Source organism: Deltaproteobacteria bacterium (assembly GCA_022340465.1).
Lineage (GTDB): Bacteria > Desulfobacterota > Desulfobacteria > Desulfobacterales > B30-G6 > JAJDNW01.
The window spans coordinates 86,504-106,170 of sequence record JAJDNW010000071.1 but is presented as its reverse complement, the minus strand read 5'-3'; the positions used below and the strand labels follow the sequence as shown (position 1 = coordinate 106,170).

20 protein-coding genes and 1 pseudogene are annotated in these 19,667 nt (G+C 55.2%); 11 read left to right on the top strand and 10 right to left on the bottom strand.

The window, feature by feature from the left end; genetic code table 11:
* A partial coding sequence (locus LJE94_11545; protein ID MCG6910742.1) for a MarR family transcriptional regulator occupies positions 1–460 on the top strand: 460 nt, incomplete at its 5' end.
* 216 nt (positions 461–676) lie between these two features.
* Here the strand turns inward: LJE94_11545 and LJE94_11540 are convergent.
* A complete protein-coding gene (locus tag LJE94_11540; protein MCG6910741.1) occupies positions 677–1,858 on the bottom strand; it encodes an MFS transporter in 1,182 nt (393 codons plus the stop codon).
* A gap of 303 nt (positions 1,859–2,161) precedes the next feature.
* Here LJE94_11540 and LJE94_11535 point away from each other — a divergent pair, with 303 nt between their 5' ends.
* The 10 genes from LJE94_11535 (at position 2,162) to LJE94_11490 (ending at position 12,702) form a co-directional block, all read left to right on the top strand.
* Positions 2,162–3,121 (top strand): hypothetical protein, encoded by a 960-nt coding sequence (locus LJE94_11535; GenBank protein MCG6910740.1) that lies wholly within the window; start codon positions 2,162–2,164, stop codon positions 3,119–3,121.
* 220 nt (positions 3,122–3,341) lie between these two features.
* Positions 3,342–4,115, top strand: a complete 774-nt coding sequence (locus LJE94_11530; GenBank protein MCG6910739.1) for an IclR family transcriptional regulator — start codon at positions 3,342–3,344, stop codon at positions 4,113–4,115.
* A 173-nt stretch (positions 4,116–4,288) separates the two neighbouring features.
* Positions 4,289–5,629 (top strand): aminotransferase class III-fold pyridoxal phosphate-dependent enzyme, encoded by a 1,341-nt coding sequence (locus LJE94_11525; GenBank protein MCG6910738.1) that lies wholly within the window; start codon positions 4,289–4,291, stop codon positions 5,627–5,629.
* Positions 5,630–5,645: 16 nt separating this feature from the next.
* Positions 5,646–6,356 (top strand): CoA transferase subunit A, encoded by a 711-nt coding sequence (locus tag LJE94_11520; protein ID MCG6910737.1) that lies wholly within the window; start codon positions 5,646–5,648, stop codon positions 6,354–6,356.
* Positions 6,349–6,999 carry a CoA-transferase subunit beta gene (locus LJE94_11515; protein ID MCG6910736.1) on the top strand — a complete coding sequence of 217 codons (651 nt, stop codon included), beginning with the start codon at positions 6,349–6,351 and terminating at the stop codon, positions 6,997–6,999. Before LJE94_11520 ends, LJE94_11515 begins: the two co-directional genes overlap by 8 nt.
* A gap of 27 nt (positions 7,000–7,026) precedes the next feature.
* Positions 7,027–8,298 (top strand): ArgE/DapE family deacylase, encoded by a 1,272-nt coding sequence (locus LJE94_11510; GenBank protein ID MCG6910735.1) that lies wholly within the window; start codon positions 7,027–7,029, stop codon positions 8,296–8,298.
* Positions 8,299–8,391: 93 nt separating this feature from the next.
* Positions 8,392–9,252: an ABC transporter permease gene (locus tag LJE94_11505; protein MCG6910734.1), complete on the top strand. Its 861-nt coding sequence runs from the start codon at positions 8,392–8,394 to the stop codon at positions 9,250–9,252.
* Between the two features lie 11 nt (positions 9,253–9,263).
* On the top strand, positions 9,264–10,070 hold the full coding sequence (locus LJE94_11500) for an ABC transporter permease (protein MCG6910733.1): 807 nt from the start codon (positions 9,264–9,266) through the stop codon (positions 10,068–10,070).
* Between the two features lie 142 nt (positions 10,071–10,212).
* Positions 10,213–11,373 carry a substrate-binding domain-containing protein gene (locus LJE94_11495; protein MCG6910732.1) on the top strand — a complete coding sequence of 387 codons (1,161 nt, stop codon included), beginning with the start codon at positions 10,213–10,215 and terminating at the stop codon, positions 11,371–11,373.
* Between the two features lie 237 nt (positions 11,374–11,610).
* A complete protein-coding gene (locus tag LJE94_11490; protein MCG6910731.1) occupies positions 11,611–12,702 on the top strand; it encodes an ABC transporter ATP-binding protein in 1,092 nt (363 codons plus the stop codon).
* 171 nt (positions 12,703–12,873) lie between these two features.
* On the opposite strand, the pseudogene LJE94_11485 reads toward LJE94_11490, so the two are convergent.
* The 9 genes and pseudogenes from LJE94_11485 to argH form a co-directional block, all read right to left on the bottom strand.
* Positions 12,874–12,981 (bottom strand): annotated as a pseudogene (locus LJE94_11485) (putative beta-lysine N-acetyltransferase).
* Positions 12,980–13,549, bottom strand: coding sequence for a CDP-diacylglycerol--glycerol-3-phosphate 3-phosphatidyltransferase (pgsA, locus tag LJE94_11480; GenBank protein ID MCG6910730.1), 570 nt, complete (start codon positions 13,547–13,549; stop codon positions 12,980–12,982). The pseudogene LJE94_11485 and the gene pgsA overlap by 2 nt, the downstream one beginning before the upstream one ends.
* Positions 13,550–13,620: 71 nt before the next feature.
* The gene (gene fsa / locus LJE94_11475) at positions 13,621–14,265 is read right to left on the bottom strand and encodes a fructose-6-phosphate aldolase (protein ID MCG6910729.1); all 645 of its coding nucleotides are present in this window, start codon (positions 14,263–14,265) and stop codon (positions 13,621–13,623) included.
* Between the two features lie 94 nt (positions 14,266–14,359).
* Positions 14,360–14,623 carry a transcriptional regulator gene (locus LJE94_11470; protein ID MCG6910728.1) on the bottom strand — a complete coding sequence of 88 codons (264 nt, stop codon included), beginning with the start codon at positions 14,621–14,623 and terminating at the stop codon, positions 14,360–14,362.
* Complete coding sequence (gene folK / locus LJE94_11465; GenBank protein ID MCG6910727.1) at positions 14,624–15,118, bottom strand: 2-amino-4-hydroxy-6-hydroxymethyldihydropteridine diphosphokinase; 495 nt, start codon at positions 15,116–15,118, stop codon at positions 14,624–14,626.
* Between the two features lie 182 nt (positions 15,119–15,300).
* Complete coding sequence (gene dapF, locus LJE94_11460) at positions 15,301–16,128, bottom strand: diaminopimelate epimerase (GenBank protein MCG6910726.1); 828 nt, start codon at positions 16,126–16,128, stop codon at positions 15,301–15,303.
* Between the two features lie 197 nt (positions 16,129–16,325).
* On the bottom strand, positions 16,326–17,588 hold the full coding sequence (lysA, locus tag LJE94_11455; GenBank protein ID MCG6910725.1) for a diaminopimelate decarboxylase: 1,263 nt from the start codon (positions 17,586–17,588) through the stop codon (positions 16,326–16,328).
* Positions 17,589–17,745: 157 nt separating this feature from the next.
* Positions 17,746–18,192: a hypothetical protein gene (locus LJE94_11450; GenBank protein MCG6910724.1), complete on the bottom strand. Its 447-nt coding sequence runs from the start codon at positions 18,190–18,192 to the stop codon at positions 17,746–17,748.
* 79 nt (positions 18,193–18,271) lie between these two features.
* A complete protein-coding gene (gene argH / locus LJE94_11445) occupies positions 18,272–19,660 on the bottom strand; it encodes an argininosuccinate lyase (GenBank protein MCG6910723.1) in 1,389 nt (462 codons plus the stop codon).
* Between the last annotated feature and the right edge of the window lie 7 nt (positions 19,661–19,667).

Here is a 19,667-nt window from a genome sequence, read left to right as displayed (position 1 = left end):
TCAGGAGATGTCGAAGCACTCCAAGATGATTCTGGAAAATTACAAGATATCGACCCCCCAGCTCATCTGCCTGCACGAGGTTTTCCAGCACGGCCCCATCTCCATCGGCGCGTTGACCAAGATCGTTTTTTTGAACAACAGCACGGTCACGGGCGTCATCGACCGCCTCGAGAAAAGGGAGCTGGTGCGGCGGGTGCGCATCAGCAAGGACCGTCGGCAGGTCCATGTCGAAGTCACCGACGAGGGCATCGAATTCATAAACAGGGCCCCCAAACCGATCCAGGAACAGTTTATGGACCGCCTGATCGGCCTGGACCAGGATAAAATATCCCTGATTCTGTGGTCGTTGGAAATGCTGGTGGACATGCTGGGAAACAAGGACAGCACCCTGGAGATACCGATGCCGCCTTCCCATATCTCCCAGCCGAACGGCATCACCAATGGCGAGGATGAAATCTAACGCTCAGCCGTGCAAATCCTGAATCTCAATTGGGTTTATTGGGTTCGTTGCGTTACGTTACTCGCTAACCCAAACAACTCAAGTAACCCGCTAACCCAAGTTTGGAATTTCGGATTTGGTGCTTGGAATTTTATCTCCCCCATTATCGGCACAGCCAAATATCTCTGACCTGGCCCAAGGGCCGCCTTGCGAGAAGTCTTCTCCCACCGTTGAGGGTTATCCGCCGGTCGCCTGACGCGGCTTGAGAAAGAAAACAAACGGCACACCCACCAGTCCGACGGCGGCGCTGAGGTAGTAGGTTGCCCGCAATCCGTACATGTCACCGAGGTACCCCACCACGACGACCACGGCAGAACGGGCGATAAAGGACATCATCATAAAGAAGCCGTTGGCGGCCGCCGGGCTCGATTTGGCGTTTTCCTGAACCATGGCCAGCATTACCGGGGTCGTAGAGAGCAGCAGAAGCCCCGTAAAAAGAAGAGCGGCAACGCGGGCCCATCCCCCCGTCCAGGTAAAGAGAAACAGGCTCACGGGCGCGCCCATAAGGGATATCATGAGCACCCTGCGGCGCCCCAGGGTATCGCTGATGGAACCGGCGGTCATCACCCCGAGTACGCCGGCTGATTCGAAAATGGTCAGGGCAAAACCGGCGAGCCACAGGTTGCCGGTTTCCGCCTGAATGAAGGTCGGCAAAAAGGCGGTCATGGAGGCGTGCATGAACCCCCTGGCCACCAGAATGACGGAAAGCGGCGCCAGGATGTGCTGCATTTCCCGCCAGGTTTGGGCAATGGGGGTCTTGCGGGAGGATTTGACGCCCACCGGCACATCGTGAAATCGCAGGTACAACCACAGCGAGGACAGAATTCCCACCACCATCACCGGGTAAAAGCCCTCCAGCCCGAGCAGGGCCACTGCCCCCACCGCGATCATGGGACCGATGGTGCGCGCCAGCTCACCCCCGGTCATGAAAAAACTCATCCCCCTGCCGACCTTGTCCCCCGACACTTTCGAAACCATGACAGGGGCGGGAACATGGAACACGGAGACGCTGACCCCCGCAATGAACATCAGCAGCAGCAGAACGCCGTAGTTGGGCGCCACACCGATGAGGCTCATGGGGATGGCTGTCATGGCCGGCGCCAGGATGATAAAATAACGTACGCTGATGCGGTCGGCCAGGGATCCGATGAAGGGATTGAGCAGGGACGGCAGCTGCATGACCGTGGTAAGAAAGCCCGCCTGGGTCAACGTCATGGAAAGCTTTTCGATCAACAGGGGCAGGAGCGGCGCCAGGAAGCTGGAGTAGGCGTCATGGATAAAATGGCTGGCTGACAAGGCCAGCACCGGTGCCGTCTGAAAGGCACCCTTTTTGACGGCACGATCGGGTGTATCAGGCATTTAGCGGTCGTTCTCCATTTAAAGGTTCACAGAATAACGAGGCTACTTAGCAGTTTTTCCCCTCGAATGCAAAATGGGATGAAGGCCGCAAGCCTCAAAAAAAGCCATTGTGTTTTAACCGGTAGCATCGTAAGCTTGCGGCATCGCTTTCATCTACACCCCGGCATTGCAATCGTGGGGTACACCTCAACGCGGGGTACTCGGTTACCGCTGGTCAAGGGCCTGGTCCAATGCTGCAATAGCGACCGGAAGACTGTTGCCGCCACCGGTATCGTACCCATTCCGGTAAGCATGAAATCGCCTTTGGTAAAAATCATTCTGAGCACGCTGATTGGTTTTGCCGTCATCGCGCTCCTGATCGCACTATACGAAATTATTGTCGAAAAATACCCCAGACGTTCCGTCAGTCATCTGAATCCACAGCGTGTGCAGCATCCGTCACTGCATTATTTAGCGACCGATGCTTTGAAAGCGTTTTTCGGCATGCCGGAAATCGAAAGGGATGCCGTGACAGACAATCTCAGTGAAAATCTGATTTCGGTGGATCAGTGGCTGGTCCATCTGCAGCGTGCGGATTACCAAATCCTGTGCATCGGTGAATTGCATGAAGAGAGTACCCGGCGATTTCTTGCCGATGCGTTTTTTTCCAACTTCAGCCTGGACACCCTCCTCATAGAAGCATCCCCTGAGGCGTTGCGGCATCTCAATAAAACGGTTGCTGCGGGCCATGCCTATTTTCCCCTGCTGGGGGCGGACATGACGTCAATTTTGAAAAAAGCCAGGGCTAAAAATCCAAAAATAGAGATCCATGCCATCGAGGACGTCGACACGAAGGAAAACAATTCCTCTGGGCAGGCGGTTCCAAGGGATCAGACCATGGCGCAAAATTTCTGGCGCCGGTATCGACCCGGGCTGCGGCATGCGGTCCTCATCGGATCCTTGCACTGCATGTATCAATCCGGATGGTTTTTTGGTTTTATTCGTGATCAGTCCCCGGAACATTTCAACCCCTCGCTCTTAAACGCATGCATCCTGGAAGAACATCAGAACGGGCTGCTGGAGGCCTTTGTGTTTTTTTTGGACGGCATCGGTTTAAACATGGAAAACATCGTGGTGCTGGACACCACCGCCCTTCACCCCCTGATCTACCAATGGTTTTCACTGTTGGACCAGCAGATATTGAGCCAATATCAATCGGTCGTCGTATTTCGCAGCGGATATGAGCATCGCTTGCCCCTGGAAGCGAAGCGTGGTCCGGAATAAATTGCAGCCGTTGTGATCTTTTGCGGCACTGAAATTTTTCGGGTCTATAACCCAAAATAAGGTACAACGATTGCCGAGGAACCGTACCGCCCCTCGGCCGGCGGGCATTTACCTCGTTATTGGTTATAGGCCCGAAAAATTTTGGTTGACAAACCATTGGGTGCCACGTATAAATATTCATTATAGTATCATTTTTACTATAGTGTGAAAAATATACCCGATGACAAATTCAAGACACTACTTCTCCACCTCTTTGGAAAAAGGGCTGAAGATCCTGTCTCTTTTCAACGGTGAGACATCCGTGTTGACCCAAAGCGAAATCTCAAGGGTCCTGGGGTTGAACGTGACGTCAACCTATCGCTACATAAACACATTTGTCCATCTCGGCTATCTTGAAAAGGACCCGAAAACCAAAGAGCTCAGGCCCGGCTTTCGCTCGTTGACACTCTGCTCCAACCTCATCCGGGCGACAGACCATCTGCAGCTGGTAAAAAATTATGTGGATTCCATTTACAAAAAGTACAACATCACCATCGATGTCGGTCTGACCGTCGATGATACGATGATGCGGGTGTACCACAAAGAGGCGGAAGAAACATTGACCTATAACTTGCCGGATGTGGCTAAAAACTGCCTGCACAACACCTCCGTGGGGAAAGCGTTCCTGTCGACCCTGACCGCGGATGAACTCGAGCAGGTGTTGGATCGAATCGATCTGCGGGCTAAAACGATCCACACGATATGTGAAAAAGAGGCGCTCATGGCCGAGATCGAGAAGACGCGTGCCCAGGGCTACGCCATGTGCATAGAGGAGTATCTGCCGGGCCTGATAACCATCGGTGCGCCATTGATCAATCCATCCACAAAAAAAGGTATCGGGGCGGTTTCCTTTGATTTTTCAGTCCTGCAAAACAGTGCCGAGGAGATAAAAGAAAAGTATAGGGATCTCATCAAAGATACGGCAGCGGCCCTCTCGGAACGCCTTCACCGGTGAGCCGGCGCCAACCGGTTCTTTCGGCAGAAGTACCGGGGTAGCGGGAAGCACCTGAATATTCCGATCGGGAAATACAATAAAAAGCATCTCGTTGGAACAGATGTTTCAATTCTTTAAACCGGGTGTCTAAACAGCGACATCCGAAAGCTTTACGCTTCATAAGATGGTGAGTCATGCAGGAAGCAGATCCAAATTACAATTTCTATATAGCCAAAGGTCGCCTGCCTGTCGTGGACCGGGCCGCAGGCGTTACGATCCGGGACACCGACGGCAAAGACTATATCGATGCCTGTTCCGGAGCGGTCATCTGCAATATCGGTTATGGGCAGACCGCAATAACCGAAGCCATTCTGCGGCAGGCGCAGCAGACGTTTTTTGCCTACCGTCTTCATTTCGAAAACAGACCCGCTCTGGATTACGCCAAAGCCCTGGTCGAACAATCGGCGGATCACCTGGATCGCGTATTTTTCGTTTCCGGAGGATCCGAAGCCGTGGAATCGGCGGTAAAGCTGTGCCGTCAGTATTTTTACGACACCCATCAGGGATCCCGGCATATTTTTATAAGTCGCGTGCCTTCCTACCACGGTTGCACCCTGGGTACCCTGGCGCTGACCGCTTATGCACCCCTGGAGGCCCCGTACCGGCCGCTTATGAAATCATGCCCTAAAATCCCGGCGCCCTATTGCTACCGTTGCGCCTACAACCTCACCTACCCTGCCTGCGACCTCATGTGTGCAAGGGAGCTGGAAAAAACAATTCTGGAGCAAGGCCCTGAAAATGTGGCCGGCTTCGTCGCCGAACCCATCGGTGGCGCCAGTACCGGCGCCCTCGTCCCGCCGGATGACTACTTTGACCTGATTCAGGCGATCTGCAAGAAATATGGAATCATGCTGATTCTCGATGAAGTCATGACCGGTTTCGGTCGCACCGGAACGTTGTTCGCCTATGAACACTGGGATGTAAAAGCCGATATCGTCGCCCTGTCCAAAGGCATGGCATCGGGCTACTTCCCTCTGGGTGCGATTGTGGCGGGGCATGATATCGTCGAAAAGGTTTTGGACAGCGGCGGGTTCAAGCACGGTCACACCTACGCGGGCAACCCCATGGCATGTGCCGTTGGGCTCGAGGTTCTGAATCTGATGCTGGAAAAGGACCTGTGTGCCAATTCCCGTTCCATGGGAAGCCGTCTCAAAAACGGGCTCGACAAGCTGGCGCATGAGATACCGATCATCGGTCAGGTGCGCGGCAGGGGGCTGCTGCTGGGGGTGGAACTGGTGCGGGATCCGAAAACAAAAGAGCCGCTGCCGGTCGACGCCAATGCCGCCCAACTGCTGACCGACATCGCCTTTGACAACGGATTGATCGTTTACCCCCGCAGATCGATCAACGGAATGGCGGGTGATCATGTTCTAGTGTCACCGCCCCTGATCGTGTCGGCGGACGAGGTCGATGAGATCCTCAAGCGGTTTTCGGAGGCGCTGAGAAAAACGATGGACAAACTGGATGTGGCATGATGCGGCAAAAGGACGCTTGATCAATAGTAAAATGGATAAAAAAGTCGACATTTACACCGCTGTTTCGGAAGTAAAGGACGGGCATACCATCATGGTGGGCGGATTCGGTGTGCCGGGAACGCCCTTCAGGCTGATCGAGGTGCTGCTCGAGCAGGGCACCCGGCATCTGACACTGATCAAAAACGAGGCCAATATTCCCCAACTGGGAGTGTCCAGGCTGATCGAAGCCGGCCGGGTCGACCGCCTGATCACTTCCCATCTGGGCCTGAACCCTTCGGTCCTGGCCATGATGAACGATAAAAAAATCGAGGTCGAGTTCAACCCGCAGGGGATACTGGCTGAAAGGATACGCTGCGGCGGTGCGGGGATGCTGGGTTTCGTAACGGACATCGGCATCGATACGGTTCTGAGCCGGGGCAAGAAGATCGTTTCGCTGAACGGCCGCAAAGGGGTTCTGGAGTCTGCGCTCAGGGCGGATGTCGCCCTGATTCACGCCGCCGTGGGCGACGGCCTGGGGAATCTGGTGTACGCCAAAAGCGCCCGGAATTTCAACCCGGCCATGGCCACAGCGGCAGACAAGGTCATTGCCGAAGTCGAATCCCTGGTGGATGCCGGCTCACTGGACCCCGACCATGTCCACACACCGGGTGCATTTGTCGATTATGTGGCGGAGATAGACACCCTGACAGACGAATACGGTATACTCGAGGATTACATTTTTGGATAAAAAAGCAAAAATCGCCCGACGGGCGGAACAGGAGATAAGGGCCGGTCAGGTCGTCAACCTGGGTATCGGCATCCCTACCATGATCCTGAAGTTTCTGGACCGGGAAAAACAGGTGCAGATTCATTCCGAAAACGGCATTCTGGGTATGCACGCCCATTGCAAGGCGGAGGATGCAGACAGAAACCTGATCGATGCCGGTGGCGGGTACATCGACCTCGATGCCGGGGCATCATTTTTCGACAGCGTCCTCTCTTTTGCCCTCATCAGAGGCGGACGTCTGGATATCGCTTTTTTAGGCTCCCTGGAAATATCGGCGGCGGGGGACCTGGCCAACTGGATGATACCGGGGAAATACACCCCCGGCATCGGCGGCGGCATGGAACTGGCCCAAAAAGCACGCCGACTGGTCGTCACGACCCTGCACACCGACCGCAAAGGCCGGCCCAAGCTATTGAAAACCTGTACGCTTCCGTTGACGGCCAGGTCGTGTGTGGACCGCGTCATCACGGATCTTGCCGTTATCGATGTGGTGGACGGCCACATGCGCCTTGTCGAAATCGCCGCAGAAGCAAGCCTGGAAGAGATCGTCGCCAAGACAGACGCGCCGCTCGAAATCCCGGAGGGAGAGCTGCCGCGATTTTAAGAGCGTCATGGAGGTAATGAAGTGACCATGTTGGACAACCAAGAAAAGACAATCGTTCAGACGGTAGAGGACCTGGCCGACGACATCGTCGATTTCACCTGCCGTCTGGTGAAAGAACCCAGCACCCTTGGCAACGAGGCCTCGGCGGTCGCATTGATGAAAAGCGAGCTCGAGAAACTGTCCTTTTCCCCGGTGATGGTTCCCATCGACCCATCCACACTGGCCGACCATCCGGGTTTCGCCCCGGTTCCCTGGAACTATGAAAATAAAAACAATGTCGCGGCCGTGCGTCCGCCGGACGGCAGCGGCGGCCGCAGCGTCATTTTCAACGGGCATCTGGATGTCGTGGATCCGGAACCGGCCGCTTTCTGGGACACGGACCCCTTCGAGCCGGTCATGCGAGACGGCCGCATATACGGTCGTGGGGCCGGAGACATGAAATCCGGGGTGGCTGCCATGACCTACGCGGTTCACGCCGTGGCAAAAGCCGGGTTCGGGCTGAGGGCGCCCGTCACCCTCGAGGCGGTCATCGAAGAGGAGTGCTGCGGCAACGGCGCCCTGGCGTGCGTGGCTGCAGGCTACGATGCCGACGCCGTCCTGATACCCGAACCCTTCGGCCCGACGATTCTGACGAGTCAACTGGGGGTGCTGTGGTTCAAAGTGACGGTCGAGGGAAAGCCGGTGCACGTGCTGGAGGCCTCCGCCGGAACGAACGCCATCGAAAAAAGTTTCCAGATCGTTACGGCGCTGCGCAGACTGGAAACGGAATTGAACCAGTCGGGCATCCCCGAAGAATATCGCGGAATTCCCCACCCCATCAACCTGAATATTGGAATCATCAACGGTGGCAACTGGCCGTCCACCGTACCGGCAAAATCGGAAATGCACTGCCGGCTCTCCTACTTTCCGGGAACCGGCTTCGAAGAGCTGGCTGGAAAAATCAGGGCGACCATAGAGGCGGCCCAATCGGAGGACCCCTGGCTTGCTGAAAATTCTCCGGTTGTCGAGTTTTACGGTTTTCGATCCGACGGGCATACGGTCTCCCGGGACGTGCCGGCTTTCGATACACTGAACGCTTGCCATAAATCCCTGAGCGGCCGGGATGCCGAAGCATACGTCGCCACCTGCACCACCGACCTGAGGGCTTTTCACTTTTTCGGCAACGGTGACTGCACCTGCTTCGGGCCTTCCGGCGGGAATTATCACGGGGCCAACGAATGGGTGGACATCAAAAGCATCGTCCATACGGCCAAAACGTACGCGCTGTTTCTGGCGCGCTGGTGCCGTTTGGCAGCCTGATTGATCAAACGGCCGGCCGGCAGCCCGAACGTGAAAGGGGCGGCCGGCAATATTGAATCTGTCGCAACCTTAAAACTGTAGGGATTCATTGTCATGGAAAAAGACACTTGGAAACCATGGGCACTGCTCGCACCTTCCCTGACGGCCGTCTTTTTGCTGCTGGTTATACCGGTATGCTTTGTGGTGGTTTACAGCTTTTGGCTGAGGGCGCCGACAGGGGCGGATATACCGGCATTTCAGTTTGGAAATTATGCCAAATTTTTCGCGGATTTCTTCTACCCCAAAATTATGATCCAGACCATCAGGGTGTCGTTGGAAGCCGTCGTGCTTTGCCTGGTCATGGGATACATACCGGCCTATTTTTTCTTTCGCACGGAGTCGCGTTTGAAACCGGTGATGCTGCTGCTCATCATGCTGCCGTTCTGGATCAGCTTCATCATCCGGACTTTGAGCTGGATCAACATTCTGGGTGACACCGGTTTGATCAATCACGTGCTCATGCGCATCGGCATTATCGAGGAGCCCCTGGGCATGCTCTACAACGAGGGGGCGGTGCTTATGGGGCTGATTCAGTTTCTTTTGCCGTTCATGATCCTCAACATCTACGTCAGCCTGGAAGGAATCGACAAATCGCTTTTAGAGGCGGCCCGCAGCCTGGGTTGCACCGAGTGGCAGGCCTTCAAGGAGGTCACGCTGCCATTGAGCCTGCCGGGGGTCAGCGCCGGGTGTCTTTTGGTTTTCGTCTTGACGGCCGGCACCTATATTCCGCCGATGATTTTAGGCGGGCCCGGAAACGATATGATCGCCAATCTGATTTTCAAACGGGTGGTCGGCACGCTGGATTGGCCTTTTGGCTCGTCGATCAGCGTTGTGCTCCTGACGTTGCTGGTCATCATCATATATACTTACAACCGCTACCTGGGTATCAACCAGCTTTTCAAAAGTTTCAAGTGAGGAAAAAGTAGATGAAAATTTCAGGATGGTCTTTGATACGACTCTATACCATACTGGTCTACGTATTCATGTTTACCCCGATTGTGGCTGTCGTTATCCTGTCGTTCAATCCCCAGCAATTCGGTTCCTTCCCAATGGAGGGATTCAGTTTCAGGTGGTATGTCAAGCTGGCTCAAAACCATACGATTTTGGGCGCATTCAAAAATTCGCTGATTTTAGGCTCCCTGACATCCATCGTGGTGACCGCCATCGGGATCCCGGCGGCAATGGCGTTTGTGCGATACAATTTTCCCGGCAAGAACACCATCAACACATTGCTGCTGACCCCCATCATGGTTCCCGAAGTCGTTCTCGGGGTGGCGCTTCTGCTTTTCATCCGCTGGCTGCAGCAGCCCAAAAGCTTTGTGCTGTTACTGATCGGTCACGTGGTCCTGACGCTCCCCTATGTACTGCTGGTGGTTCAGGCCAGGTTGGTGGGTATTAAAATCGAGTATGAAGAAGCCGCAAAGACCCTGGGCGCCAACCCGTTGCAGACGTTCAAAGAAGTTACCCTGCCGTTGCTGGCTCCGGCCATTCTGGCAGGCATGCTTTTTTCCTTTACGATTTCATTCGACGATGTCACGGCCACGCTGTTCTGGGCCACGGCCAGCAATCAGACCGTTCCGGTAAAAATTTTCGGTATGCTCCGCAACAGCATCAGTCCGGAAATCAACGCGTTGGGCACCGTGATGATCGTGCTCACGGTATCGATTCCTCTGCTTGCCGGTTATCTTTCACGCCAATTCTCAAGGCGAAGGGGTGACAGCAAGGCTACGTAAGCCTGGGGATATAAATCCGGTGATTCCCTGGAATCACCACATGGCGCGATCGCGTGCATGCCGATCGTCCATCTTCTTCGCCCACAGGGCAAGAGAGAGCCACTATCTTTTAACCCGCGTATAAAATAAAAAGGAGGCTATCATGAGCAAACGCATGCAGGACAACATCGACGAAATTTTCAACCGGTATAAAAATGGTGAGGTGTCACGGCGGCATTTCCTGAAATATCTGGGTATGGCCGGGGCTGCGGTCGGCCTCGTAGGCGGTCCGTTCGGTTATCTCGCTAGGGACGCCCACGCCGCTCAAAGCATTCGTTTCGACGGATGGGGAGGGGTGGTTTCGGAGGCCTTCCGCAAGTATGCCTTCGCCCCCTTCACAAAAGCCACCGGTATCAAGGTGGTCGACGGCGAGTTTGGTGACGCCGACAGTTATCTGACCCGCGTCAAAGCCTCCTTTCCGCCGGGAGGGGAATATAATCTGGCGCACCTCAGCGGGGTCTTCGACTATGCCCGCTATGTCGGGTTGAAACTGGACGTCGTGCTGGACGAAAGCAAGATTCCGAATCTGAAAAACGTGATGCCGGCCATGATGAAGCCCTACCGCGCCATCACCAACGGCAAGCTGTCGGCTGTTCCGTACGATTTCGGCCAGACCGGTATCGCCTACAACACAAAGCACATTTCCAAGTCAAAAGCCGAAAAGATGGGTGCCGCCCTGCTGTGGGATAAAGACCTCAAGGGAAAACTCGGCAGCTGGACCGACTGGCGCACCAACATATGGTACGCGGCCCTGAAGACCGGACAGGATCCCAACGATATCAAATACATGGATGTCATCTGGTCGGAGCTCAAGGTGCAGCGGGAATTGATGAAAAAATACTGGGGGTCGGGAGCGGAGCTCATGAGCCTGCTGGCCAATGAGGAGATCTACGCAACGGTTGCCTGGTCCGGCCGCGTCGCCGCCCTTCAGGCCCAGGGGCATCCCATTGGATTTCTGGCGCCCCACAACTGCATGTCATGGCAGGAGTGTATTTTTGTCATGAAGGGGACCGACCTGGATATTGCCCAAAAGCTCCTGAACTACATGCTGGCGCCCGAAGCGGCCATCGCCGTGGCTGTCGGTCAAAAATACCCCTCCAGCCTGGATCCGACGAAGGTCCCCATGCCGGAAGAAGTCAAGAAGCTGCCGGCATTCGATCCGACCGGAAAGCTGGAAGGATTCGCGTTTGCCGCTCCGGCCTACTGGAACGGCCACCAGGTGGAATGGGCCGAAAAGTGGGATCGTATCCTGGCAGGCTCGTAATAATGACCCTGTCGTCAGCGTGACGCCGGGATTTGACAAACCAAGTGAACGGCTGCAGGTGCGGCTCTATCCTCGATTGGGCTGCACCTGCAGCAACCACACAACCCTGCATCGAATTGAGCGATTTTTTCACGAACGCATCCGTATAAACGAGCGTGCGGATTCGAAAATAATCGTCAGATGGCTGATGCTTTTTACGGAGAAAACATACTCGTGGAACAACAAGCCGAATCAATCATGGTCCAATTTAAAGGCATCGTCAAACGGTTTGGAAGCGTGGTGGCTGTGGAGAAAATGGATCTGGACATCACCGAAGGAACCCTGGTCACGCTCCTGGGACCGTCGGGGTGCGGCAAAACGACCTTGCTGAGGATGCTTGCAGGGCTGGAAAACCCCACCGAGGGAGACATCCTGATCAAGGGGCGGCGCATCAACGACAAGCCGGTCCACAAGCGCAATTTGGGCATGATTTTCCAGAATTACGCTCTGTTTCCCCACAAAACCATCGGGGACAATGTGGCTTTCGGTTTGAAATACCGTCAGGTCCCCAAGGCGGACATGCAGGCAAAGGTAACGCGTGCCCTCGAGATGGTACGGCTCCCGGGTGTTGAAGCGCGCTATCCGGCGCAACTTTCGGGTGGGCAGCAGCAGCGGATTGCCCTGGCCCGGGCCATCGTCATCGAACCGGATGTCCTGTTGATGGATGAACCCCTGTCGGCGCTGGATGAAAACCTGCGGGAGGAGATGCGCCGGGAGTTGGACAACCTGCAAAAGAAAATCGGCGTTACCACTATATTTGTCACCCACGATCAGCGCGAGGCCCTGTCCATGTCAGATAAAATTGTCGTTATGAAGGACGGACGCAAGCAGCAGGAAGGTAGCCCCGAAGAGGTGTACAACTACCCGAGCAATCATTTTGTTGCCGATTTTTTAGGGCACTCCAATTTCTTTGTCGGAAAAGTCGTCGGCAAATCCGGCGAAACGGTCGAGGTAGAACTGGATGACGGCAATCGAATAAGGGCTGCGCATCCAGGTGAATGGGCTGAGGGCCAAACCGTCGAAATGGTCGTGCGTGCCCAGAATCTCAAGGTGATGGATGCGGCCGCAGGTAAAGCCGCGCCCGAGCCGGACATGAATGCCCTCAACGGCGTCATCAAGGACCGCAGCTACATGGGGGGGGAAATCAGCTACTTTGTGGAGCTGGAAAGCAAAACCATGGTCCACGCCATCGGTATGGCTAAACTGAACCCCATGCGAAAAGGCACAGCCATCAACCTATTTGTGGCACCGCGACACTGCGGCCTGCTCGAGGTCGACAACCGCGTTTGATTGATCCGGTCAACCGTCCCGGGTTGATCGATGGGAGCCTGCGCCTCATCGAAGCCGCCCGTCACCGGCTCGCGATGCGTCACCCAAACCGGCCCCGGCCGGGAACCAGGTGTCTCGGCATGGCCTGATTTGACGATCCGGCTGCAGGTGCTTTAAGTCCTGAGAGGCACCCTACAGCTGTTTATACCATACATTCATGCTCTGTATGCGGCCGGCGATGTTGGTATTGTTGCCGCGCGTACCGCCGAATGAATAACCGTTTTCTGAAAAGACAATGTCAGATATCGTCGAAAAGGTGCCGGGCCTTGAGGAAGTAGTCGGCGCCCGACCAGAGGGTGAATACCAGGGCGCCCCAAAGAAAAAACATGCCCACGACGTGAACCTCCAGGCCGATGAAACGATAGTGGATGATCAACGGAATCAGGGCCGCAATCTGAAAGCCGGTCTTGTACTTGCCCAGCCAGGAGGCCGACACGTCCTCCCCTCGCCCGGCAATGATGTTCCTGAGGCCCGTCACGGCCAATTCGCGTCCGATGATGATGCAGACCACCCAGGCGGGAATCCAGCCGTGGTAAACGAGCATGATGAATGACGACGAAACCAGCAGCTTGTCGGCCACCGGGTCCATGATCTTGCCAAAGGTCGATACCAGGCCCCGGGTTCTGGCAAGGTATCCGTCCAGGTAGTCCGTAATGGCGGCGGCGCTGAAAAGGAGTGCGGCCAAAAATGTGCAAACACGGTTGGGGAAATAGAGAAGGATGACAATCAGCGGTATGGCGGCCACCCTGCCCATGGTCAGCGTGTTGGGTTCGCTCAGTTTTGTCTTGATTTTTTCACCTAATAACATGTATCCCGACCGCTCCCTTTTTCAAATTTAAACGGTGCGACGATCCCATCCCCAGCGTCGCCATCTTGAGCTTATTTCTTTGCCTTGTTCCAGTCGTTAAGAAAAGCCGCAAGACCCTTGTCGGTCAACGGGTGGGCGGCGAACTTGGAAAGGACGCTGAACGGCACGGTGGCGATGTCCGCCCCCATCATGGCGGATTCCAGCACGTGGAGGGGGTTGCGGACACTGGCCACGATAATTTCCGTCTCGTAGGCATAATTGCTGTAGATCTCCACGATCTGCTCGACCAGTTGCATGCCGTCGTGCGACAGGTCATCCAGCCGTCCCACAAAGGGGCTCACGTAGGTGGCACCGGCCTTGGCCGCCATCAATGCCTGGAGGGGCGAAAAGATAAGGGTCACGTTGGTCTTTATGCCTTCCTTCGCCAGCTGCCGGGTGGCCTTGAGGCCGTCCACGGTCATGGGTATCTTCACCACGATGTTCTGGTGCAGACCCGCGAGGTGCCTGGCTTCCTCGAGCATCTGTTCGGTTTTTTCGCCGATCACCTCTGCGCTGACGGGGCCGTCCACGATTTCACAGATTTCCTTGACAACCGCTTCGAAATCGCGGCCCTCCTTGGCAATCAGGCTGGGGTTGGTGGTAACGCCGTCCGCCATGCCCATGGCGTGGGCTTCCCTGATCTCATCCACGTTGGCTGTGTCGATAAAAAATTTCATCCTTATCTCCCAATCAAATAGCGTCGTTTTTACAAACTATCTTAAAAAAAAGTAAAGAATCCTGATCCGGGGGACCAGGTTTTACAGATTGCAATCAATCTTGTTGTTCGATAAATTTATCACGGCACGCTTCGCTGCAAAAATGAAGCGCCTCTCCCCGATGGTGCAGAACGACGCCGTCCCTTTTTGCGAAGTACACACCACAGTATGGATCCTTCACCATGTCATCGTCAATCTCTCCGGCAGGCCTTCCGGTGGATTCCCCCTGCATGGATTGCCGTTGTATGCTGTTCAGCATCCAGGACTTCAGGGACCGGTACGCTAAATAACCGATCAAGAGTATGATCAATAATTTCATTTAGAGTAGAAAAACCTCCTGCCCCATGTCCTCAAGCTGATTCAGTAACGATTTCACGGATATATTCAGCAAAGGGTGCACGATTTCCGGATCTATATCACAAATGGGCTGCAATACAAAGCGCCTTTTGTGCATGCGCGGATGGGGGATTTCGAGTGCCGGCGTCTTCATGACAAGCCGATCGTAAAAGATGATATCCAGATCCAGTTCACGCGGGCCGAAGCGGATACCGCCCTTGGTGCGGCCGGCTTCGGCCTGGATCTTCTGTAGGAGCGCAAGCAGATCCGTGGGTTCGAGGCCGGTCTCGATTTTAACGGCGGCGTTGACAAACCAGTCCTGGTCGAGGTAGTCCACCGGGCTCGTGCGGTAAAAGGGCGACGCCTTCACCAGAGTGTTGCCGGGGTGGCCGGCGAGGGACTCGATGCCCTTGCGGCAGTTGCCCTCCTTGTCACCGAGGTTGGACCCGGTAGATATGATAACCGCATGTGTACTCAAGAAAAAACGTCACCGTCCCTAATCAGTTGAGAAAGATTGGATCACGAAAACACGAAATATTAAAAGCGCGAAATCTGCATGATATTATTTCGTGGTTTCATCCTTTCGCGATTTCGTGATGGAAGCTCTTTCTGAGTTTTACAATGAACATCTTTTTTTTCAATGCAACCTTGGGGTAGACCTTACTCCCACGCCTCCCGGCAGAGTTCGCCGGTGTAGATAACCCGGGCGCCTCCTTCCATGAACACGTTGGTGAACCGATTGCCGTTTCTCTCGAAATGGATGGTCAGGCACTCTCCGCTGCGCGTCAGCAGTTTGACAGGGGGCTCCCTGTCGTGCCTGAGGGCGGTGATCAGAGCAGCCGCCACGTTGCCGGTGCCGCAAGCCAGGGTCTCGTCTTCGACGCCGCGCTCGTAAGTACGGATGCTCAGATGGCCGTCTGCGTTCCTGCGGATGAAATTGGCATTGGTTCCATCGGGCGCAAACGCCGGATGGTGCCGAACCTTCCTGCCAACCGCCACCACATCCAGCCCCTCGAGATCCTCCACTTCAAACACCGCATGGGGCACACCGGTGTTGATGAAGCGGTAATCAAAAACGACGCCCCCCAACTCGAGGGAGGCCTCCTCCCTTAAATCGGTGGGATCGGTCATCTTGATCTTGACCTTATCTCCGGACACGACTGCGGACACCACCCCCACATCTGTCAGGAAGGAAAGCTTCTTCCCGGCAATTCCCGTGAGGTTTGCGAAACGGCTCACACAGCGGGCGCCGTTGCCGCACATTTCCGCACGGCTGCCGTCGGAATTGTAGAACCGCCACTTGAAGTCGGCCTTGTCGGTATTCTCCACGAGGATCAACCCGTCGGCGCCCACGGACATTTTTCTCCGGCACGCGCCGATGATCAGTTTCGCCAGGTCGGCCTCGTCGAATTTCGGCTGCCGGTTGTCGATAACGATGAAATCGTTTCCGCTGCCGCTCATTTTGTAGAAAGGAATGGTGTCGTTCATATTCGGCATGCTATTTTTTCTGTCCTACGGATTGTGTGTTTTTTGTTTGGTGTTTGGTGTTTGGTCTTTTGTGTTTGGTGCTGTGCTTCAGGCAGAATAAGGCAATCAAGATTTCAGTAAATTTTCGCGACCTTTGCGCCTTGGCGGTTCAAGGCCTTTGTCTTCTGCCCCCCTGCCTTCGGCCAGCCAGCCACCGGCTAGACCTTGTCCAAAAACGGCGGCAGCGACTCTCCCCTGATCAGGTCCTCATACGTCTGCCGTTCCCTGACCACGTGGAACTCCCCTTCCCTTACCATGACTTCGGGTACCTTCAGCCGCGAGCAGTAGTTGGACGCCATGGTGTATGCATAAGCCCCTGCGCTCATAACCGCCAGAAGGTCGCCTGCGGCGACGTCCGCCATTTCCCGGTCACTGGCCAAGAAGTCGCCCGACTCGCAGATGGGGCCCACAAGATCGGCTCTGATCATACCGTCGTTGGCCCGCATCACCGGTCGTACGGCGTGGAAAGCCCCGTACAGCGACGGCCGCAAAAGGTCGTTCATGCCGGCATCGGCAATGACAAACTCTTTACTCATGCCCGATTTTCGGTAAAGCACCTTGGTGACGAGTATGCCCGCGTTGCCCACAATGACCCGTCCCGGCTCGAGGATCAGTTTCAAGGATCTTTCCCTGGCCGTTTTGACAATGGCTTCCGCATATTCGTCCGGACCGGGTGGTGTTTCCTCGTTGTAGGTAATCCCGAGTCCGCCCCCCATGTCGAGGCAATCGATATGGATGTCCAGCGAAGCCAGCACATCCATCAGCCCCATGAGGTTCTGCAGGGCGTCCTCAAACGGCCCGGCTTCAGAAATTTGGGAACCGATGTGGCAGTCGATGCCCATCACCCTGACATGCTTCATTGCATTGGCGATTTTGTAGGCCTCGATGGCGCTTTCCATGCCGATGCCAAACTTGTTCTTCTTCAAACCCGTGGAGATGTAAGGATGGGTTTTTGGATCCACGTCGGGATTGACGCGAATAGCCACGGGCGCCGTTCTGCCCAGAGCGCCGGCGCGCTGATCGATGAGCGTCAACTCCTCCAGGGATTCGACATTGAACATCAGGATGCCCTCTTCAAGGGCAAAATCGATTTCATCCACCCGCTTGCCCACACCCGAGTAGACCACACGGTCCGGTGCAAAGCCGGCCTTGAGCCCCCTGAACAACTCGCCGCCGGAAACAATGTCCAACCCGCTGCCGAGGCCGGCAAAGAGCTTCAGGATGGCCATGTTCGAATTGGCTTTGGCCGAAAAGCACACCAGTCGCTGCACACCGTCAAAGGCTCCGTCAAAGGCTTTGAAGTGCCTCACCAGCGTCGCATGGCTGTAAAGGTAGAATGGCGTGCCCGCCCGCTCGGCGATCGCCTTTACCGGAACGTTCTCACAATAAAGTTCGTCCTGTTTATAGTGGAAATGATGCATATCTCTCCTATGGCTCGCCTTCTTTTCTACTGACTCGCTTGCCCTCCGGCACCGTGCATCGTAAAACGTAAAACGTGAAACGTAAGGCGTGAACCCTGTTCCCTGAGCCTTAAACCTTAAACCGTATACCGTGAACTGTATACCTCATACCCTACACCTACCGATACTCAAAGCTGACGACATTGGAATCGCCGCTTTCCCGATTGTCGTCATCGAGGATCACGAGCTTGTAGTGGTAGCGGTACCCCTTCTCCAGGGTCTCGCGAAATATCAGCTTGTCTTTTTCAAGGGAAAGCTTTTTTATCATGCGGAATCTTAAGGGACAGTTCTCGCACGCTGGATTCTCCAGGGATTCCCTGGCCCTGAATATCTTAACCCTTTCCGCCTTGCCCGCCTGTTTGGACCCGGTTTCCGGCAGGCTCCACGAAAGCGCCACGATGCCGTCTTTACTGATGGCGTACGCAAGGTCCTCGACCGCTTCCGGAGGACGGTAGGCCTGCGGAACCGGTGGTGCCTTTACGCCGCAAGCGCACAGCAGCAAGAAGATGGAAACAGAAAAAGCCAGCCAGGTATTACCGTATATTGTTTGTAGCCGAACCATCATGTGCCCAGATCAGTGAGATCTATTGAAAATATTTTACCATTCTTAAAATTTGAACCGCTCACCTCGGGCCGGAGAAAGTTCACGGCTCTTGTCCATCGAGTTCCTTTTCCCCTGCTGCAATGGCCGCAGCCACGTTTTCGGTGGCCGTGCCGCCGAATGAGCGCCGGCGATCGATCATCGTCTCGATGGACAAAAAGTCGAAAATGTCCTCTGTTATCAGAGAGGAAAATTGCTGCAGCTCGGTCAGCGTGAGTTCGTGCAGTTCCTTGCCCTGGCCCAAGGCATAACCGACGCTTTGCCCCACACATTCGTGGGCTTTCCGAAAAGGCATGCCCTTCGTCACCAGATAGTCCGCCATATCGGTTGCATTCAAATAGCCACGGGATGCCGCCGCCCGCATGACTTCACGCTTGACGGTCAGGCGGGGCAGCATGGCCGTGTATACGCCCACGCATGCGGTCAGCGTGTCCACCGCCCTGAAGAGAGGGCGCTTGTCTTCCTGGAGGTCACGGTTGTAGGCCATGGGAAGCGATTTCACCATGGTCAGTACGCTGATGAGGTCTCCGAACACCGTGCCGGTTTTTCCCCGCACCAGCTCGGGGACATCCGGGTTTTTCTTTTGGGGCATGATGCTGCTTCCGGTGGCGAAGGCATCTGGGATCTCGATGAAACCGAACTCCGCCGAGGACCACAGAATCAGCTCCTCGGACAAACGGCTGAAATGAACCATACAGATACTGGCGGCAGCAAGAAACTCCATGATGAAATCCCGGTCCGCCACACTGTCCATGCTGTTGGCGGAAACTTCCGGAAAATTCAGAAGCTCGGCCGTGAAATGGCGATCGATGGGGTAGGTCGTGCCGGCCAGGGCGGCTGTACCCAGGGGCATGACGTTGATGCGGCCGAGGCAGTCGACCAGGCGCTGGCCGTCGCGTTTGAACATCTCATAATAAGCCATGAGGTGGTGGGAAAACAGAACCGGCTGAGCCGGCTGGAGATGCGTATAACCGGGCATCACCACATCCAGATTGGCTTTGGCCAGAGCCAGCAGCGCCCGTTTCAGACCGGTGATATTTTCGATCAAATCGGCGACACTCTCTCGCAGGTACATTCTCACATCCAGAGCCACCTGATCGTTACGGCTTCTGGCAGTGTGCAGTTTCTGGGCGACTTTGCCCACCTCCTGCAACAGCCGCGCTTCGATGTGCATGTGAATATCTTCCAGGCTGTCATCGAATTCGAAGCGCCCGTGATCGATTTCCCGCTTGATCGCCACCAATCCCTGGATCAGCGTGGAAGCTTCCTCCTCGGTAATGATGCCGGCTTTTTCCAGAGTCTTGAGGTGGGCGATACTGCCTTCGATGTCGTAAACATAAAGCCTTTTATCCACATCGATGGAGGCGGTAAAGGCCTCGACAATTTTGTGGGTTTTTTCTGAAAACCTGCCATCCCATGGTTTCTCGGCCATGTTGATC

Excerpts from the sequence above, each read along its gene's own strand:
- LJE94_11540 (MCG6910741.1), bottom strand. The coding sequence starts at position 1,858 with ATGCCTGATACACCCGATCGTGCCGTCAAAAAGGGTGCCTTTCAGACG.
- LJE94_11530 (MCG6910739.1), top strand. The coding sequence starts at position 3,342 with ATGACAAATTCAAGACACTACTTCTCCACCTCTTTGGAAAAAGGGCTG.
- LJE94_11525 (MCG6910738.1), top strand. The coding sequence starts at position 4,289 with ATGCAGGAAGCAGATCCAAATTACAATTTCTATATAGCCAAAGGTCGC.
- LJE94_11510 (MCG6910735.1), top strand. The coding sequence starts at position 7,027 with ATGTTGGACAACCAAGAAAAGACAATCGTTCAGACGGTAGAGGACCTG.
- LJE94_11505 (MCG6910734.1), top strand. The coding sequence starts at position 8,392 with ATGGAAAAAGACACTTGGAAACCATGGGCACTGCTCGCACCTTCCCTG.
- LJE94_11500 (MCG6910733.1), top strand. The coding sequence starts at position 9,264 with ATGAAAATTTCAGGATGGTCTTTGATACGACTCTATACCATACTGGTC.
- LJE94_11495 (MCG6910732.1), top strand. The coding sequence starts at position 10,213 with ATGAGCAAACGCATGCAGGACAACATCGACGAAATTTTCAACCGGTAT.
- LJE94_11490 (MCG6910731.1), top strand. The coding sequence starts at position 11,611 with ATGGTCCAATTTAAAGGCATCGTCAAACGGTTTGGAAGCGTGGTGGCT.
- pgsA (MCG6910730.1), bottom strand. The coding sequence starts at position 13,549 with ATGTTATTAGGTGAAAAAATCAAGACAAAACTGAGCGAACCCAACACG.
- fsa (MCG6910729.1), bottom strand. The coding sequence starts at position 14,265 with ATGAAATTTTTTATCGACACAGCCAACGTGGATGAGATCAGGGAAGCC.
- LJE94_11470 (MCG6910728.1), bottom strand. The coding sequence starts at position 14,623 with ATGAAATTATTGATCATACTCTTGATCGGTTATTTAGCGTACCGGTCC.
- dapF (MCG6910726.1), bottom strand. The coding sequence starts at position 16,128 with ATGAACGACACCATTCCTTTCTACAAAATGAGCGGCAGCGGAAACGAT.
- lysA (MCG6910725.1), bottom strand. The coding sequence starts at position 17,588 with ATGCATCATTTCCACTATAAACAGGACGAACTTTATTGTGAGAACGTT.
- LJE94_11450 (MCG6910724.1), bottom strand. The coding sequence starts at position 18,192 with ATGATGGTTCGGCTACAAACAATATACGGTAATACCTGGCTGGCTTTT.
- argH (MCG6910723.1), bottom strand. The coding sequence starts at position 19,660 with ATGGCCGAGAAACCATGGGATGGCAGGTTTTCAGAAAAAACCCACAAA.